General features: G+C 62.3%; 16 protein-coding genes. 10 read left to right on the top strand and 6 right to left on the bottom strand.

Going from position 1 to position 16,971, the window contains the following annotated elements:
* Nucleotides 1–29 precede the first annotated feature (29 nt).
* The 7 genes from AB4X18_RS14055 (at nt 30) to AB4X18_RS14025 (ending at nt 8,010) form a co-directional block, all read left to right on the top strand.
* Nucleotides 30–1,811 carry an acyl-CoA dehydrogenase C-terminal domain-containing protein gene (locus AB4X18_RS14055; RefSeq protein WP_432816724.1) on the top strand — a complete coding sequence of 594 codons (1,782 nt, stop codon included), beginning with the start codon at nt 30–32 and terminating at the stop codon, nt 1,809–1,811.
* 55 nt (nt 1,812–1,866) lie between these two features.
* On the top strand, nt 1,867–2,079 hold the full coding sequence (locus tag AB4X18_RS14050) for a hypothetical protein (protein ID WP_370400677.1): 213 nt from the start codon (nt 1,867–1,869) through the stop codon (nt 2,077–2,079).
* 41 nt (nt 2,080–2,120) lie between these two features.
* Nucleotides 2,121–3,278, top strand: coding sequence for an acyl-CoA dehydrogenase family protein (locus AB4X18_RS14045; RefSeq protein WP_370400676.1), 1,158 nt, complete (start codon nt 2,121–2,123; stop codon nt 3,276–3,278).
* Between the two features lie 143 nt (nt 3,279–3,421).
* Nucleotides 3,422–4,060: a glutathione S-transferase family protein gene (locus AB4X18_RS14040; protein WP_432816723.1), complete on the top strand. Its 639-nt coding sequence runs from the start codon at nt 3,422–3,424 to the stop codon at nt 4,058–4,060.
* A gap of 21 nt (nt 4,061–4,081) precedes the next feature.
* Nucleotides 4,082–5,293 (top strand): acetyl-CoA C-acetyltransferase, encoded by a 1,212-nt coding sequence (locus AB4X18_RS14035; protein WP_432816722.1) that lies wholly within the window; start codon nt 4,082–4,084, stop codon nt 5,291–5,293.
* 12 nt (nt 5,294–5,305) lie between these two features.
* Nucleotides 5,306–5,809, top strand: coding sequence for a hypothetical protein (locus AB4X18_RS14030; RefSeq protein ID WP_370400675.1), 504 nt, complete (start codon nt 5,306–5,308; stop codon nt 5,807–5,809).
* A complete protein-coding gene (locus AB4X18_RS14025) occupies nt 5,806–8,010 on the top strand; it encodes a 3-hydroxyacyl-CoA dehydrogenase NAD-binding domain-containing protein (protein WP_370400674.1) in 2,205 nt (734 codons plus the stop codon). The genes AB4X18_RS14030 and AB4X18_RS14025 overlap by 4 nt, the downstream gene beginning before the upstream one ends.
* A 244-nt stretch (nt 8,011–8,254) precedes the next feature.
* Here AB4X18_RS14025 and AB4X18_RS14020 read toward each other — a convergent pair whose 3' ends face one another.
* From AB4X18_RS14020 to AB4X18_RS14010, 3 genes are all read right to left on the bottom strand, one after another.
* A complete protein-coding gene (locus AB4X18_RS14020) occupies nt 8,255–8,878 on the bottom strand; it encodes a Hint domain-containing protein (protein WP_432816721.1) in 624 nt (207 codons plus the stop codon).
* A gap of 295 nt (nt 8,879–9,173) precedes the next feature.
* The gene (locus AB4X18_RS14015; protein ID WP_370400672.1) at nt 9,174–9,821 is read right to left on the bottom strand and encodes a sulfotransferase family 2 domain-containing protein; all 648 of its coding nucleotides are present in this window, start codon (nt 9,819–9,821) and stop codon (nt 9,174–9,176) included.
* On the bottom strand, nt 9,818–10,765 hold the full coding sequence (locus tag AB4X18_RS14010; RefSeq protein WP_370400671.1) for a DMT family transporter: 948 nt from the start codon (nt 10,763–10,765) through the stop codon (nt 9,818–9,820). Before AB4X18_RS14010 ends, AB4X18_RS14015 begins: the two co-directional genes overlap by 4 nt.
* A 91-nt stretch (nt 10,766–10,856) precedes the next feature.
* On the opposite strand from AB4X18_RS14010, the gene AB4X18_RS14005 reads away from it, so the two are divergent.
* Nucleotides 10,857–12,485 carry an AMP-binding protein gene (locus tag AB4X18_RS14005; protein ID WP_432816720.1) on the top strand — a complete coding sequence of 543 codons (1,629 nt, stop codon included), beginning with the start codon at nt 10,857–10,859 and terminating at the stop codon, nt 12,483–12,485.
* On the opposite strand, the gene AB4X18_RS14000 is transcribed toward AB4X18_RS14005, so the two are convergent.
* A complete protein-coding gene (locus AB4X18_RS14000) occupies nt 12,480–12,953 on the bottom strand; it encodes a GNAT family N-acetyltransferase (protein ID WP_370400669.1) in 474 nt (157 codons plus the stop codon). The genes AB4X18_RS14005 and AB4X18_RS14000 overlap by 6 nt on opposite strands.
* Before the next feature lie 109 nt (nt 12,954–13,062).
* Here AB4X18_RS14000 and AB4X18_RS13995 point away from each other — a divergent pair, with 109 nt between their 5' ends.
* Both AB4X18_RS13995 and AB4X18_RS13990 read left to right on the top strand, forming a co-directional pair.
* Entirely contained in the window at nt 13,063–14,076 is a 1,014-nt protein-coding gene (locus AB4X18_RS13995) for a hypothetical protein (RefSeq protein ID WP_370400668.1), read from the top strand.
* A 1-nt stretch (nt 14,077) separates the two neighbouring features.
* The gene (locus AB4X18_RS13990; RefSeq protein ID WP_432816719.1) at nt 14,078–14,797 is read left to right on the top strand and encodes an SGNH/GDSL hydrolase family protein; all 720 of its coding nucleotides are present in this window, start codon (nt 14,078–14,080) and stop codon (nt 14,795–14,797) included.
* A gap of 7 nt (nt 14,798–14,804) precedes the next feature.
* Here AB4X18_RS13990 and AB4X18_RS13985 read toward each other — a convergent pair whose 3' ends face one another.
* The gene (locus AB4X18_RS13985; protein WP_432816718.1) at nt 14,805–16,160 is read right to left on the bottom strand and encodes an SPOR domain-containing protein; all 1,356 of its coding nucleotides are present in this window, start codon (nt 16,158–16,160) and stop codon (nt 14,805–14,807) included.
* A 109-nt stretch (nt 16,161–16,269) separates the two neighbouring features.
* Nucleotides 16,270–16,911 carry a uracil phosphoribosyltransferase gene (upp, locus tag AB4X18_RS13980; protein ID WP_370400664.1) on the bottom strand — a complete coding sequence of 214 codons (642 nt, stop codon included), beginning with the start codon at nt 16,909–16,911 and terminating at the stop codon, nt 16,270–16,272.
* Between the last annotated feature and the right edge of the window lie 60 nt (nt 16,912–16,971).

The following is a 16,971-nucleotide window of genomic DNA, read 5'->3' as shown; positions in this document are numbered from 1 at the left end:
CCAACACACTTTTTGGGAGACAATCAAAAATGCCATCCTATACCCCCCCCACCAAGGACATGCAGTTCGTGCTGCATGACGTTCTCAATATCAGCGCGTCAGACATCCCCGGTTACAGCGATCTAGAGCCTGACTTCACATCCGCCGTACTGGAAGAGGCGGGCAAACTGACCAGTGCGGTGCTGGCACCGCTGAACGTGGTTGGGGACAAGGAAGGCTGCCGGTTGGAGAACGGCGTGGTCTACACCCCTCCCGGCTTCAAGGAAGCCTTCGAGCAGGTCAAGGAAGGCGGCTGGACCGGGCTGGACATGCCCGAAGAATACGGCGGCCAGAACATGCCTTACGTTCTGGGCACGGCCGTCGGAGAGTTCTTCTCTGGTGCCAACCAGGCGTTCACGATGTACCAGGGCCTGACCCACGGTGCGGCCTCCGCCATCCTCGCGCACGGTACCGACCAGCAGAAGGACACCTATCTGCCCAACATGGTGTCCTGCGAATGGACCGGGACCATGAACCTGACCGAACCGCATTGCGGCACCGATCTGGGTCTGATGCGCACCAAGGCGACGCCACAGGCTGACGGCTCCTACAAGATCACCGGCCAGAAGATCTTCATCTCGTCGGGTGACCACGATATGGCCGACAACATCATCCATCTGGTGCTGGCCAAGATCGAAGGCGGCCCCGAAGGCATCAAGGGCGTATCCCTGTTCATCGTGCCCAAGTTCATGGTGAACGAAGACGGCTCGCTGGGCGAACGCAACGGCGTCTCCGTCGGCTCCATCGAAGAAAAGATGGGTATTCACGGCAACTCCACCTGCGTGATGAACTACGACGACGCAACCGGCTTTCTGCTCGGGGAAGAGCACAAGGGCATGCGCGCGATGTTCACCATGATGAACGAAGCACGTCTGGGTGTGGGCATGCAGGGCCTGTCACAGGCCGAAGTCGCGTATCAGAATGCGCTTGAATACTGCAAGGACCGCCTTCAGGGCCGTGCCGTCACAGGCGTCGAAGCCCCTGAAAAGCCTGCCGATCCGCTGATCGTGCACCCCGATGTGCGCCGGTCGCTGATGGACCAGAAATCCTTCGCGGAAGGGGCGCGCGCCTTCATTCTCTGGGGTGCCACGCTGATTGACGCGGCCCACCGCAAGGACGACAAGGATGCAGATGGCCTCGTGTCGCTGATGACGCCCGTCATCAAGGGCTTCCTGACCGATCAGGGTTACGACATGACCGTCAAGGCCCAGCAGCTTTACGGCGGTCACGGCTATATCGAGGAATGGGGCATGTCGCAGTTCACGCGCGATGCCCGCATCGCGATGATCTACGAAGGGGCGAACGGCGTTCAGGCGCTGGACCTTGTGGGCCGCAAGCTGGCGCAGGACGGCGGCAAGCACGTGATGGCCTTCTTCGATCTGGTGAAGAATTTCGCCAAGGAGAACGCAGGGCAAGACGCCGAGTTCGACAAGGACTTCATCGAGCCGCTCAAGGCCGCCTCCAAGGACCTTCAGGCCGCTGGCATGTTCTTCATGCAGAACGGCATGAAGAACCCCAACCATGCCCTGTCGGGTTCCAACGACTTCATGCACATGTTTGGCCATGTCTGCATCGGTCTGATGTGGGCGAAGATGGGTCTGGCCGCCAAAAAGGCACTGGCAGAGGGCACCGGCGACGCGGCCTTCTATGAAACGAAGCTGCACACCGGCCGCTATTACATGGCGCGCCAACTGCCCGCGACCGCCCTGCACCTGTCCCGTATCCAGTCGGGTGCGGATACGGTCATGGCACTCGAAGCGGCAAACTTCTGATCCCCGGGGGGGCGGGTCCAGACCTGCCCCCTTTCTTTCTGAGCGGAGACCCCTCGTGCCCAAACGCTTTCGCCTAACCCGTCGCTTTCCCGTCGCCATGACCGAGGACGGCTATCGCCGTCTGAAGAAGTTCAGCGCCGACGCAGGGCTGGACGAAGGCGAGGCGCTGTCGTTCCTGTTCGAGAACTTCAACTCCGTGATGAACGAAGAGAACCTGATTGCCCGGCTGCGGCTGTTCAATTCGGAACTGGACGACCGCAAACGCTGACCCCGCCATCGCACCGCCATCCAAGACAAAGGACTGACCTCATGAAAGACGCCCTTAATACCCATTCCACCTGGATGACCGAAGAACACCGCATGATCGCGGACATGACCGCCTCCTTCATCAACAACGAATGGGCACCCAAGTTCGAGAAATGGCGCAAGCAGGGCCAGATGGACCGCGATACATGGAATGAGGCGGGCGAGCTTGGCCTGCTGTGCCCTTCCGTGCCGGAGGAATACGGTGGCGCAGGTGGTGACTTCGGCCACGAGGCCGCAATCCTCATCGAAGGCTCGCGCGCCAATCTGGCAAGCTGGGGCCATGGCATCCATTCTGGGATCGTCGCCCATTACGTGCTGGCCTACGGCACCGAGGAACAGAAGAAGCGCTGGTTGCCCAAGATGATCACAGGTGAGCTGGTCGGCGCGTTGGCGATGTCCGAACCTTCCACCGGATCGGACGTACAACGGATCAAGACCAAGGCCATCCGCGAGGGCAACGCCTATCGCCTGTCAGGCCAGAAGACATTCATCACCAATGGGCAGCACGCAAATCTGATCATCGTCGCGGCCAAGACAGACCCGACCCAGGGGTCAAAGGGCGTCTCCCTTGTCGTAGTGGAAACCGACGGCGCGGAAGGCTTCCAGCGCGGGCGCAACCTTGAGAAAATCGGCCTGCATGCCGCCGATACATCCGAATTGTTCTTCGACAACGTAGAAATTCCGCCCGAAAACATCCTCGGTCAGGAGGAAGGCAAAGGCTTCTATCAGATGATGGAACAACTGCCGCAAGAACGCCTGATCATCGGCTGCGGTGCGGTCGGGGCCATGGAAGGCGCTGTCGCGCGCACGATTGCCTATTGCAAGGAACGCGAAGCCTTCGGCGGACCGCTGACCCAGTTCCAGAATACCCGCTTCCAACTGGCTGAATGCAAAACAAAAACCGCCGTGTCGCGCGCTTTCCTCGACGAATGCATCGCCGACCACTTGCGTGGTGAGTTGACGGTCGAAAAGGCTGCGATGCAGAAATACTGGCTCACCGACACCCAGGGCGAAGTCCTCGACGTCTGTCTGCAAATGCACGGCGGCTACGGCTTCATGCAGGAGTATGCCGTGGGCGAGATGTGGACCGACGCCCGCGTGCAGCGCATCTACGGCGGCACCAACGAGATCATGAAGGAACTGATCGGTCGGACACTCTGACCGCACGCTTCTGGCACACCGCGTGTCGGGTATTTGCAAAAGGATGAAGTTGAAGACCACTGCCCCGCTTCATCCTTTCAAAAATACCCGACACACCGCCAACCCCGGGCACACCGTCGCAATGACGTAACAAGGAAGAGACCATGACCATCAAACTCCACTGCTTTGGCGAAAGCGGCAATTCCTACAAGGCCGCGCTGGCCCTCGAACTGTCGGGGCTGGACTGGGAACCGGTCTTTGTCGACTTCTTCGCCGGTGAAACCCGCACGCCAGAATACCGCGCAAACGTGAACCCGCTGGGCGAAGCACCCGTTATGGTCGATGGCGATTTCCGTACTGGCCAGTCGGGCGCAATTCAGGCCTATGTGACAGAAAAGTCAGGAAAGTTCGGCGGCAAGGACCGGGACGAGAATTACGAGATCTTTCGCTGGGTGCTGTGGGATAATCACAAGCTCTCCTCCATGGCGGGCATGACCCGCTTCCTGATGAACTTTCTGCCCGAGGACAAGCGCCCGGCGGAAGTAATCGGCTTCAATCAAGGTCGGCTCAATGGCGCCTACGCGGTGCTGAACGACCATCTGGAGGGGCGCGACTGGATCGTCGGTGACGGGATCACCAACGCGGACCTGTCGTGCTGCGGCTACCTTTATTATCCCGAACCCTTCGGCTTTGACCGCAGCAATTGGCCACACATCGACACATGGCTCACCCGCCTGTCTGAAACACCGGGCTGGAAAGCCCCCTATGACCTGATGCCCGGCAGCCCTGCTGACCGCGCCTGAACAATAAATCGGAGTACTCCCATGACCGAAGCGTACATCTATGACGCCCTGCGCACCCCGCGCGGCAAGGGCCGCAAGGACGGCTCCTTGCACGAAGTGACCGCCCTGCGCCTGTCGGCCCAGACCCTGAACGCCGTCAAGGAACGCAACAACCTCGAAGGCCACGCCGTCGAGGACGTGATCTGGGGCAATGTCACCCAAGTGATGGAGCAAGGCGGCTGCCTTGCCCGCTCCGCCGTGTTGGCATCCGATCTGGATGAACGCATCCCCGGTCTTGCCATCAACCGCTTCTGCGCCTCCGGTATGGAAGCCGTGAACCTTGCCGCCAACCAGGTCAAAGGCGGCGCGGGCGATGCCTATATCGCCGGCGGTGTGGAAATGATGGGCCGTGTGGCCATGGGCAGCGACGGGGCGGCGATTGCCGTCGATCCGTCGATTGCGATGGAGCAGTATTTCGTCCCGCAGGGCATCTCCGCGGACATCATCGCAACCGAATACGGGTTCTCCCGCGATGAGGCGGACCGCCTTGCCATGCAGTCCCAGCAACGCGCTGCAAAAGCCTGGGAAGAAGGCCGTTTCAACGGGTCCATCATCACCGTGCGGGACCAGAACGGTCTCGAGATCCTGTCCCATGACGAATACATGCGCCCCCAGACCGACATGCAGTCGCTGGGCAGCCTCAACCCCGCCTTTCAGGCCATGGGCGAGGTTATGCCGGGTTTCGACAAAGTCGCCCTGATGAAGTACCCGCACTTGGAAAAGATCAACCACATCCACCACGCCGGCAACTCATCCGGTATCGTGGACGGGGCGGCCGCAGTGCTGATCGGCAACAAGGAATTCGGTGAAAAGCACGGGCTCAAGCCCCGCGCCCGCATTCGCGCCACCGCCAAGATCGGCACCGATCCGACCATTATGCTGACCGGGCCTGTCCCCGTGACGGAAAAGATCCTCAAGGACAACGGCATGGACATCAAGGACATCGACCTGTTCGAGGTGAACGAGGCTTTCGCTTCCGTCGTGATGCGCTTCATGCAGGCGTTCGAGGTGGACGAGGCAAAGGTCAACGTCAACGGCGGCTCCATCGCGATGGGCCACCCGCTGGGCGCGACGGGTGCGATCATCATCGGCACTCTGCTGGATGAATTGGAACGTGCCGACAAGGAAGTCGGCCTCGCCACGCTCTGCATCGCCTCCGGCATGGGCGCCGCCACGATCATCGAGCGGGTCTGAAGGAGATCAGCCGTGGGTAAGGTACCGACAACCAGCGATCCCGATGCGATGGCCATCTATCAAGAACACCTTGATACGATGACCGCCGCGCTGTTGGCTGGTGAATTTGACACGTTCGAGCGTCGCGTGTCTTACCCATTGACTGTCCGGACCCTGTCGAACGACTTCATCGTCGAGGCACGACCGAAGTGCGAGTGCATGTTCAACGACATGCACTCGTGCCTGCATGCGGGCGGGATTACCGAAATCATCCGCATCGCGACCAGTGCACGGTTCGTCACCCCGGACGAGATCATCGGCTCACACGAAAGCCACAAGATGCGCGGCGCTGTCCGCGCGTCCCCGCCCTACGAAAATCATGTGCGCCTCACACGCGGAGAAGACGGCCTCTGGCGCGAAACCCACAGCGCCAATGCCGTCGAAAACAAGGCGGGGAAGTTTGCCATCTCGGCCCCCCCGGCCCACTGGGCAAAAGCGCCTGACCTCTTTACGTCCTCTGAAAGGAAACCCGAATGACCGATTTCACCATGACCACGGATGCCGACGGCATCGCCACCATCACCTGGGACGTGCCCGGCAAGACCATGAACGTGATGTCCTTCGGGGGCCTTACCGAATTGAACGACTGTGTGGACAAGGCCTTGGCCGACGACGCCGTGAAGGCCATCATCATCACCTCCGGCAAGGAGGGCTCCTTCGCGGGTGGCATGGACCTGAACCTGCTGGCCAAGATGAAGGCCGATGCGGGCGACGATCCTGCCAAGGGCCTGTTCGAGGGCACGATGCAGATGCACCACATGCTGCGCAAGATCGAACGCGCAGGGATGGACCCCAAGACGCTGAAGGGCGGCAAGCCCATCGCCGCAGTCCTGCCCGGCACCGCTGCGGGCATCGGTCTGGAACTGCCGCTGGCCACGCACCGCATCTTTGCGGCCAACAACCCCAAGGCGCGCATTGGCCTGCCGGAAATCCTCGTCGGTATCTTCCCCGGTGCCGGTGGCACCACGCGTCTGGCGCGCAAGCTGGGTGCGATGGCGGCCTCCCCGCTGCTCTTGGAAGGCAAACTGCTTGCCCCTGATGCGGCGGTGAAGGCTGGTATCATTGACGAAGTTGCCGACGATCCGATGGCCGCCGCTCGCGAATGGGTGCTGAACGCCAAGGACGCCGATCTGGTCAAGCCCTGGGACGCCAAGGGTTACAAGATGCCCGGCGGCGCGCCTTACCACCCTGCGGGTTTCATGACATTTGTGGGTGCCTCCGCCATGGTCAACGGCAAGACCAAGGGCGTCTACCCGGCGGCCAAGGCGCTGCTGTCAGCTGTCTACGAAGGCGCTTTGGTGCCTTTTGACACCGCGCTGAAGATCGAGGCGCGCTGGTTCACCTCCGTTCTGCTGAACCCCTCCTCCTCCGCAATGATCCGGTCCCTGTTCATCAATAAGGAAGCACTGGAAAAAGGCGCTGTGCGCCCCGAAGGCATCGAAGACCAGCGCGTCAAGAAGCTGGGTGTGTTGGGTGCTGGCATGATGGGTGCGGGCATTGCGCTGGTCTCCGTGCAGGCTGGCATCGAGGTCGTGCTGATCGACCGCGATCAGGCCGCCGCCGACAAGGGCAAGGCCTATGCCGCAAGCTATTTCGACAAGGGCATCGCGCGCAAGAAATCCACCGAGGAAAAGAAGGAAACCGCGCTGGGCCTGATCAACGCCACGCCCGATCTCGACGCGCTCAAGGGCTGTGACCTGATCATCGAAGCGGTGTTCGAGGACCCCGATGTGAAGGCCGAGATGACCAAGAAGGTCGAGGCGATCATCCCCGAGGATTGCATCTTCGCCTCCAACACATCGACCCTGCCGATCTCCGATCTGGCCAAGGCTTCCGTGCGGGTCGAACAGTTCATCGGCATCCACTTCTTCTCTCCGGTGGAGCGTATGGCGCTGGTGGAAATCATCCGCGGCAAGGAAACCGGGGACCGGGCGACCGCCAAGGCGCTCGATTACGTCCGCCAGATCCGCAAGACGCCCATCGTGGTCAACGACGCGCGCTTCTTCTACGCCAATCGCTGCATCATTCCATACGTCAACGAAGGCGCACGGATGATCACCGAAGGGGTTGCCCCGTGGTATGTCGACAACGCCGCCGCGATGCTGGGCTTCCCGGTGGGGCCGATCCAGCTGACTGATGAAACCTCCATCGATCTGGGTGCCAAGATCGCGCGTGCCACGAAGAAGGCGATGGGCAACGCCTACCCTGCCTCCGGTGCGGACGACCTGATCTTCTGGATGGAAGACCTGGGCCGCATGGGCCGCAAGGCCAACGCGGGCTTCTTCGATTACGACGACAAGGGCAAGCGGACAGAGTACTGGAAGGGCATGCAGGACAAGTACCCGCTGGCCGAAGAGCAGCCCGAACTGCAGGAAGTGCAAGACCGCCTGATGTTCGTGCAAGTCCTCGAAGCGGTGCGTGCGCTGGAAGAAGGCGTGCTGATGGACATCCGCGAGGGCGACGTGGGCGCGATCCTCGGCTGGGGCTTTGCGCCTTGGTCTGGTGGCCCGCTGTCATGGCTCGACATCATCGGCACGCCCTATGCGGCGGAGCGTTGCGACCAACTGGAAGCGAAGTTCGGCGAGCGGTTCAAATGCCCCGACTTGCTGCGGGAAATGGCGGCGAAGAACCAGACGTTCTACGGCCGCTTCGGTGGAGAGGCACAGGCAGCCGCCTGACGCCAACGCACACGAAACTGACAATAGGGCGCCCCTTGCAGGGCGCCCTTCTTGCATCAAGGCGCGCGCGAAGGCCTGCAAACCGTGCGCCACGTGCCCCCTCTTTTTGCCCATAAATACCCCGGCGCGCCGTCCGCCGGACACGCAGCGTAAAACGCAAGGCATCTCCAGAAACCAAGAAGGCGCGCCGCGGCACGCCCCCTTGGATCAAGCCAATGCCCCCTCCAAAGGGCAATGGCTTGGGTCAGACGCGCACGCCTGATGCCATCATCCGGTCTTCCATCACGATCGCCTGCGCCAGATGTGCCGCATGGGCTGCATCCAGAACGTCATAGGCGGGTGTCACATCCCGCATCATCGCATCCAGCGGTGTGGAGCGGGTCGGGCAGTGGATCAGGGCGCCGCCTTCGGCATAGATCACTTCGTCGGTGGCAAAATAGACCGCGATCAACTCGATCTGGCGCGCAGGCGCGGTGCGGGTGATGCCACGCACGCCGTCAAGGGTATGGGCCGGGACAATCGCGAAGGGGTCGCCGTGACGGTCGCTGGCTGCATCGCTTTCGATCAGCACACCCTGATCGGCCAGCAGCGTCAGCGCTTCGCGGTTGCCCATGGCACCGACGGGGACGAGCATCGGCCAAACCGCGCGGTCCGTTTCGGGTGCATCCAGAAAGAACACCTTGCGGCGGATTTCAACGATTTCCTGCATGCCGTTGTCAAAGGTCAGGACCTGATCCCCCACCGCCAGCGCTTCGATTGCGCGCCATCCTAGGTTGGAAGCAACGCGTGTACCGGCCATCAGACCATGTGTTTGCAGGCCGAGGCCACCGTCGTATGCGCCGGACGCTTCGACATTCCGGCGGGCCATTTCAGGCGTTCTGTTCTTCCATCCAAACATATCAACCATCCCCATGGTGATGCGCCCTGGCAGGGGCGGCGTTGCAGTAACTGACATCCAATTGCTGTGATTCCCGTGACGAACCCTTGGTCGAAACAGGGCGCAATTCGGGCATTGTTGCCGCTGGCGATAACAATTCTTCAGGTTTGCGAAGGATTGATCACGGATTTTGGCGTTTTCGGGGACAACAAGAAAAAACCACGGAGGATTTTAGGCAAACCTGACTGACCTGCCTGACCGGCAGAATCACCGGTGCGGCGCGCCCCTAGTCAAAGCTGTAGCCAAAGCGCGCGATATCCTCTGCACAGCAGTCGGCCACCAGATCCCGCAGGTCTGCATTGTAATACTGCGCATATCCATCAGCACGGGCCGATTGGTTTACTTTCGGCAGGGTGACCTCAAACCCCAGATGATCAAAAAACGGTATCGCATCCTCCGCGAAATGCTCCAGCCGGATGAAAAGATCACCGCAGGCCTGTCCCTGCCCATCCCGCAGATAACGTGCGGCGGGCCAATCCCGCAGGCTGGCCTGCACCCGTTCTTCCGCTAAAAAACCGTCAAAGGGCAGCCGCTTGGCCGCTGCCACCGACGGGTGATCAAAAACCTGATCCTTCAGCCAATGATAATAGCTAACCGCGCGGTCCCACGGATTGCGGACAAGCGTAAAGGTAAAAAGCCCCGCCAGCACCTCTGCCGACACCAACCCTTCGATATCGGCCCTCGTGCTGTGCTTCCACAGCCGCCCGACAGTCGATGCGTCGGCCACGCGGCGTCGCCGCTTGCGCGCCTTGGGGGTGTCGCCGAGCATGATATCGTCCTTCATCGCCCGTTCTTCCAGCGCCAGCGCCAGTGAGGTGCCCCCGGTCTTGGGGATATGGATGAACAGATAGCGCCGCCCGGTGCTCAGGATCATGGGGCATCCTCGGGGGCAAGCGGCACGCGGCCCGCCGTCACAGGCTCAGTCGAGCGTATTGCGATCACCGCTCCGGCCACCGCGATCAGAGCCATCCCCATCAGACCCAGCACAGGCACCGTCTGGCCCCAGATGATGAAGGCCCAGAAACTGGCAAACACCAGGAGGGAGTATTCAAAGACTGCCACATGGCTGGCCTCTCCCAACTGGTAGCCGCGAAAGATCAGGCCGATCCCGATCAGCGATCCGATCGCCTGCACCGCAAACCAGAACAGCATTGTAGCATCCAGCGGCCCCCAACTGCGCAGCACGAACCCGCCGTGGCCGCCCGGCGCGCCCGCCCCATCAATTAGCAGGACACCCAGCGTGCCGAATATCCCCAGCATGATGAAAAAGCCCGCCGTCAGCGTCAGCGTGCTTTCGCCTTCGCACCAGGCGCGGGTGGCCACGGCCCCGATGGCATACAAAAGCCCCGCCAGGATCGGCAGGAACGCCACCGGGTCAAGCGCCGCAGGATCAGGCCGTATGACCATCAGCGCGCCCAGAAACCCCACGACAACCGCAGCCCAGCGCACGGGCCCCACCTGCTTGCCCTGAAAGAAGATCGTGATCAGCACGACAAACAGCGGCGCGGTAAAAAGCCCTGCCACCACGACGCCGATGGGCAGGACCGACAGGCAGCCGAAATAGATCAGCATCGCGCCCGCCTGAAACAGGCTGCGCCCGGTCACCGCCCAGAACCGACGGGGGCGCAAGTGCCCGCCCCACAGCGCCACCAGCGCCAGCAACACCGCCATCGCCATCACCGAACGGACCATATGGAACTGCCACAGCGATCCCCGCTCGGAGATGAACGGGACGAAGTTGTCGGTCAGCCCGAGGGCCGCCATCCCTGCAAGGATGGAAAGGGCTGCCCGCCCCGCCTGAACCTGACCTTCTTGCATGTGCCGCTCCGCAATTGAAAAATCACTCTTCCAAAGTCGCGCCTGCGCCGCAATACTGTTTGACCAGATACAAGAACAAGAAGGGTCGGATATGGGTTGGATGCAGGACGAAACCGGGCTGGACAAATGCGCCGCCAATTACGTGCCGCTGACACCGCTGTCACACCTGAGACGGGCGGCAAAGGTCTTTCCCGATCATCTGGCCGTGGTCTATGGCGCACACAGGGTCAGCTATGCCCAGTATCATGACCGCTGCACCCGCCTTGCCTCTGCCCTTGCGGCCATGGGCGTGGCCCCCGGCGACGTGGTTGCAACGCTGATCCCCAACCTGCCCGCACAGGCGGAGGCGCATTTCGGCGTGCCCGCCTGCGGGGCGGTGCTGAACACCATCAACATGCGTCTTGATCAGGGGACGGTTACATACATCTTCGAACATGGCGGCGCCAAGGTCGTGCTGGTCGACACCCAGTTCATCGATCTGGCCGAGGCCGCCATCGCCGCGATGGAGGGCCTCAAGCCGCAGATCATCGAAGTGCCGGACGCAAGCGCGGGATTTCCCGCCACCGGACGCCACCTGCAATATGAAGAGGTGCTGGCACAGGCTGACGACAAATTCGACTGGATCATGCCGCAGGACGAATGGGAAAGCCTTGCGCTCAACTATACTTCCGGCACCACCGGGCGGCCCAAGGGGGTCGTGTACCACCACCGGGGCGCGTATCTGATGACCATGGGTACGGTGGTGTCCTGGCGCATGGTGCTGCACCCGGTGTTCATGGCCATCGTGCCGCTGTTTCATTGCAACGGCTGGAACCACACGTGGATGATGCCGATGCTGGGCGGCACGCTGGTCTGTTGTCGCGACATTACCGCCAAGGCCATCTATGACGCCATCGCCGACGAAGGGGTTACCCATTTCGGCGGCGCACCCATCGTGCTGAACATGATCGTCAACGCCGACGCAGCCGACCGTCGCCCGTTCGATCACACCATCGAGGTGTTTACCGCCGGCGCACCCCCCGCCCCTGCCACCCTGTCCAAGATCGAAGCATTGGGGTTCAACGTCACGCAGGTTTATGGCCTCACGGAAACCTACGGCCATGTCACCGAATGCCTGTGGCGGGGCGCGGACTGGAACGGGCTGGACGACGCAGGCCGCGCCGCGATCAAGGCACGGCAGGGTGTCGCCATGCCCATGATGGAGGATATCACCGTCACCGACGCCTCCGTCACACAAACGCCGATGGACGGCACCACGCAGGGGGAGATCATGATCCGGGGCAATTCGGTCATGAAAGGCTATCTCAAGAACCCCGACGCCACGGCGGAGGCTTTCGAAGGTGGCTACTTCCACTCCGGCGACATCGCGGTGCAGCACCCCGACGGCTACATCCAGATCGCTGACCGGGCCAAGGACATCATCATTTCGGGCGGTGAAAACATCTCAAGCGTTGAGGTCGAAGGCGTGCTGATGGCCCATGACGACGTGAACCTGGCCGCCGTGGTGGCCAAGCCCGACGACAAATGGGGCGAGGTGCCTTGCGCCTTTGTGGAACTCAAAGCGGGTGCCGTGGCAGATGAAGCCGCACTCATCGCCTTTACGCGCAAGACGCTGGCAGGCTTCAAGGCCCCCAAACGTGTGGTATTTCAGGAATTGCCCAAGACCTCCACCGGCAAGATCCAGAAATATGAACTGCGCAAGGTGGCCGAAGCGCTATGACCCGCTGAGGTCTTTCTCAAACCGCAGGACATCCAGCGTCAGCGGCCCCACAGTGGTCTCCGTTTCATAGGATTCCACGCCTTGGCTGACCCAGCCGCATTTTTCGTAGAAACGCGCCGCGCGCAGGTTGTCCGCCGCACAGGCAAGCCAGGCCTTGCGCGGGGCCAGCGCAGCCTCCGCTGCCACCATCAGCGCCGCCGCGACCCCCTGCCCCTGATAGGCAGATGCCACATAAAATTGATAAAGCTGATCCCCGTCCAGAGTGAAGAAACCGGCCACTTCCCCATCCTCGGCGCGCATGATCTGCGTCGTCGGCCACCAGCAGCCCAGCCGCTCCACGAACTCCTCCAGCGTGCGCGTGGCCGTCAGTGCGGGCGGCGCTGACGCTGCATGACCCTGATGCCAGCCCGCATGCCAGATCTGCGCCAGCGCCGGAACATCCGCCGCCTCCGCGTTCCTTATCTGCATGTCTGCTCCCCTCAAGGTTGAAACCGGGTTCGACCATTGCCCCGTTTCATTCGCATGGTAAAGTGATTGCAAAACAAAAGGCAACGCAGCAGTCCTCCATGACCACCCGATGACCGCCCTGACGAAATACGCCCGGATCGAAGCGGCTGGCCTCTGGCGCGCGACCCCTGACGCGCAGCGCCGGGATGTTATCGTGTCGATGGGTGATGCGACGCTGACGGTCACGGACCTTAAGGATCAACCGCTGGCGCATTGGTCGCTGGCGGCAGTGGAACGCGCCAATCCCGGTACCCGCCCTGCCATCTTCCACCCCGATGGCGATCCCGGTGAAACGCTGGAACTGCCCGAGGACGAGGCGGAGATGATCGACGCCATCGAAACCCTGCGTCGCGCCATAACCCGCTCCCGTCCGCGTCCGGGCCGATTGCGGTGGGCCGGGGTGGCCGCTTCCATTGTGGTGGTGGCGGCACTTGCGCTCTTCTGGCTGCCCGGTGCCATGCAGGACCATACGCTGCGCGTTGTCCCCCCCGCCAAACGCGCCAGCATCGGTGCCGCCCTGCTGGAACGGATCGAACGTGTCTCCGGCCCCGCCTGCAAGGACGAAGCCGGGCGCGCCGCCCTGAACCGCTTGGGCACGCGGCTGAATGCGGGCAAGCTTATTGTTTTGCAGGACATGACCCGCCCCGGTCTGCACCTGCCGGGTGGGCTGATCGTGCTGGACCACAGCGTGATCGAGGATTTCGAGGAACCGGATGTGGCCGCAGGCTATGTGCTGACCGAACTGGCACACCGCACCACAACCGACCCCTTGCGCGACATGCTGTCGGTCATGGGGCTGCGCGAAAATTTCCGCCTGTTGACAACGGGCGATGTCGCGCCAAAGGCGCTGGATGCCTATGCCGAACACCTGATGACCCAGACGCCACGCGCGCCTGATCTGGCGCTGCATCTGGCGCGGTTCGAAAAGGCGCAGGTGCGCAGCACCCCCTATGCCTACGCCCTCGACATCACCGGAGAGACAACTCTGCCGCTGATCGAAGGCGACCCGATGTACGGTCGGCTGACCGAACCACTGCTGTCGGATGCCACATGGTTGCGACTGCAGAACATCTGCACGCAATAGGATGATTGACCCCGCCGCGCGTCTGCTGCTGTCACCTGTGCTGATCCCGCAGGCGCTTTGGGTGATCTCGCGTGCGCTGCAACTGCCCGAAGCGGCAGGTCCGCGCACCGGCGTGGTCGGCAGCGGCCCGCCTCTGCGCCTGCGCGTGATCGGAGACAGCTCCGCCGCCGGTGTTGGCGTGGCGCATCAGGATGCCGCATTGATCGGGCAGGCAGGCAAGGTGCTTGGCGATCATTTCAGGGTCGACTGGAAACTGGACGCCAGGACCGGGGCCACCACCCGCAGCACATTGGCACGGTTGGCACAGGCGCATCCCGACCCCGCCGATGTGGTGATCCTTGTGCTGGGCGTGAATGACACGACGCGGCTGACCCCCGTCCGCACTTGGCGCGCGCGCCAGGACGCGCTGCTGGACCGCATCCGCAATCTGTACGGACCTGCGCTGATCTACGTCACCGGCCTGCCACCGATTGAACACTTCCCGCTGCTGCCCCAACCCCTGCGCGGGACACTGGCCCGCCATGCAAAGGCGCTGGAGACGGCCCGCGCAGATGACCTTGCCGGTGCGCCCGATACGATCCCGGTCCCCTTTGATCAGCTACCGGAACCCCACCTCATCGCGGAGGACGGCTTTCACCCTTCCGCCGCGCTCTACACCTTGTGGGGCAAGGAAATGGCCAGCCGGATCCTCTCCGACTGGCCGATACCCGGAAACCGCTAATCAGCGACTACTTGCGCGCGAACGCATCACCATAACCCGCATGGCGCAGCTTTTGCAGCGCCCGCGCAGTGTCCTGCCCGCCCGCAAACGGGCCAGCCTGAACCACCATCAAGGTCTTGCCCTTGCTGCGCACCTTGCCGATGCGCGCAGGCAAACCCATGTTGGCCACCTTCTGCGCCGTGCGCTGGGCATTGGCCGGGTTTCCGAACGTCCCGACCTGCACGATGCGCGCCCCTGACGGCACCGCACGCGCCTGCGGTTTCGCTGCAGGTTCTGCCACTGCCTTCTTCGGGGCAGAGCGTGTGGAATAGACCGGCTGGCGTAGCGGAACCAGATCTGACTTGTTACTGCGCTGGATCCGCTTGAGGGTCTTGCCATCCTTCTGGACAATCGTCACCAAACCGATCTCGCGCCGCTGCTCTGCCAGATCGAGATAGGGATAGATCAGCGGAACGGACGCGGTCATGTCCTTGCCCGTATACCGGTCGACAAGTCGCCGCGGCACCGTATTGGTCCAGATCAACAGCATGTCACGCCGGCCCGCAAGGTTCTGCTCGGCCCGGTGGGGGTTCAACCGGTCGTCCTTCCACGCAGGCTCATACCCCTTGGGCACAGTGACGGCGCCGTTGCGGGTGTTGACCCGGTTGATCGCCACATGTTTGGGCACGATGCGCGTCTGTGCAGTGACCACAGGAGTTTGTGCTGCCGCTGGCGCAGTGACCGGTGCGCGGGCCACATGGCCTGCCACGATGGGTTCTTTTTGCGGACCGCAACGCACGACAAGCTGGCCATTGCGCAGGTAAGGCTGCCCGACGATGGATGCCTCTGGACAGGCCGTGACGATCCGCCGTGCCTTGCGCGGTGCAGGCGCGGCTGGCGGCGGTTTGGGGGCCTGCGCAACCGCAACCGGTTTGCGTGCGACGGGCGCGGGTTTCGGCTTGGGCGCGCGGCGCACCACCTTGGGCGCGGGTTTCGGGGCCGTTGCCACCTGGCGTGGCTTGGGCGGCGGCGACGTTGCCGGGGCGGTTGGCGCCGTTACGGCCGGTGTGTCATCAACCGTGATCTCGACGGGCGGTTTCGCAGGCGCGGGCGCGGGGGCTGGCGCTTGGGCCGTCTGACCCGCCAGCGAGGGCTGAAAACCACAGATCGGTTTGCGCTCCCGCGATACCCGGGGCACCCAGGATACGTTGCCATCAATGCCCGCCCGCACAAAGACGCAGCCCTTGCTGTCAACGTATTGCTTTCCCTTGTAAGAAGATGGCGGAAATTCGGCAGGCTGTTGCTCGCGGATCTGCGCATTGCCTGCCCCGATCCCGATCGAACCGGCGATGATCCCGATCGCGATCACTCTGGTCAGCTTCATATCGTGCCCCCACACTGTCAGACTTCTACATATGGTATGCAAAATGCCTCAGAGTACGGCCTGAGTCCAGCACGCCCCGCCCCGCCCACAGAGTTATCCACCGTTAATTTTACTTGGTACCGAACATCCGGTCGCCCGCATCGCCCAGCCCCGGCACAATATAGCCCACATCGTTCAGCTTTTCATCGACCGCCGCCGTGACAATCGGCACATCCGGGTGCGCCTCCTTCATCCGTGCGATGCCTTCGGGCGCCGCCAGCAAACACAGAAACCGGATGTTGGTGGCCCCCGCCCCTTTCAGCAGTTCCACCGCCGCAGCTGATGAATTCCCCGTCGCCAGCATCGGATCGACGGCAATCACCACCCGGTCATCAAGACCTTCAGGCACCTTGAAGTAGTACTGCACCGGCTGCAGCGTCTCTTCATCCCGGTAAAGCCCCACAAAACCGACCCGGGCGGAGGGGATCAATTCCAGCACACCATCCAGCAGACCATTCCCGGCCCGCAGGATCGAAATCAACGCCAGTTTCTTGCCATCCAGCGTGGGCGCATCCATGGCGCACATGGGCGTCTCGATCCGTTTGCTGGTCATCGGTAACCCACGGGTAACCTCGTATGCCAGCAACTGACTTATCTCACGCAGCAGCTGCCGGAAAACCGCCGTGGGCGTTCCCTTGTCGCGCATGATCGTCAGTTTGTGCTGCACCAGTGGATGATCCACCACCGTCAAATGTTCAGTTGTCTCGGCCATCACAGATTCCCCCTTCGCCCCCGGTTCTGACCCATGCCGCCTGAAGTCACAAGCCACCCG

Origin of the sequence: Sulfitobacter rhodophyticola (assembly GCF_041281685.2) — a bacterium.
In the GTDB taxonomy this organism is placed as follows: Bacteria; Pseudomonadota; Alphaproteobacteria; order Rhodobacterales; family Rhodobacteraceae; genus Sulfitobacter.
The sequence above is the reverse complement of the archived record's forward strand: the minus strand, read 5'-3'. Positions and strand labels throughout refer to the sequence as shown.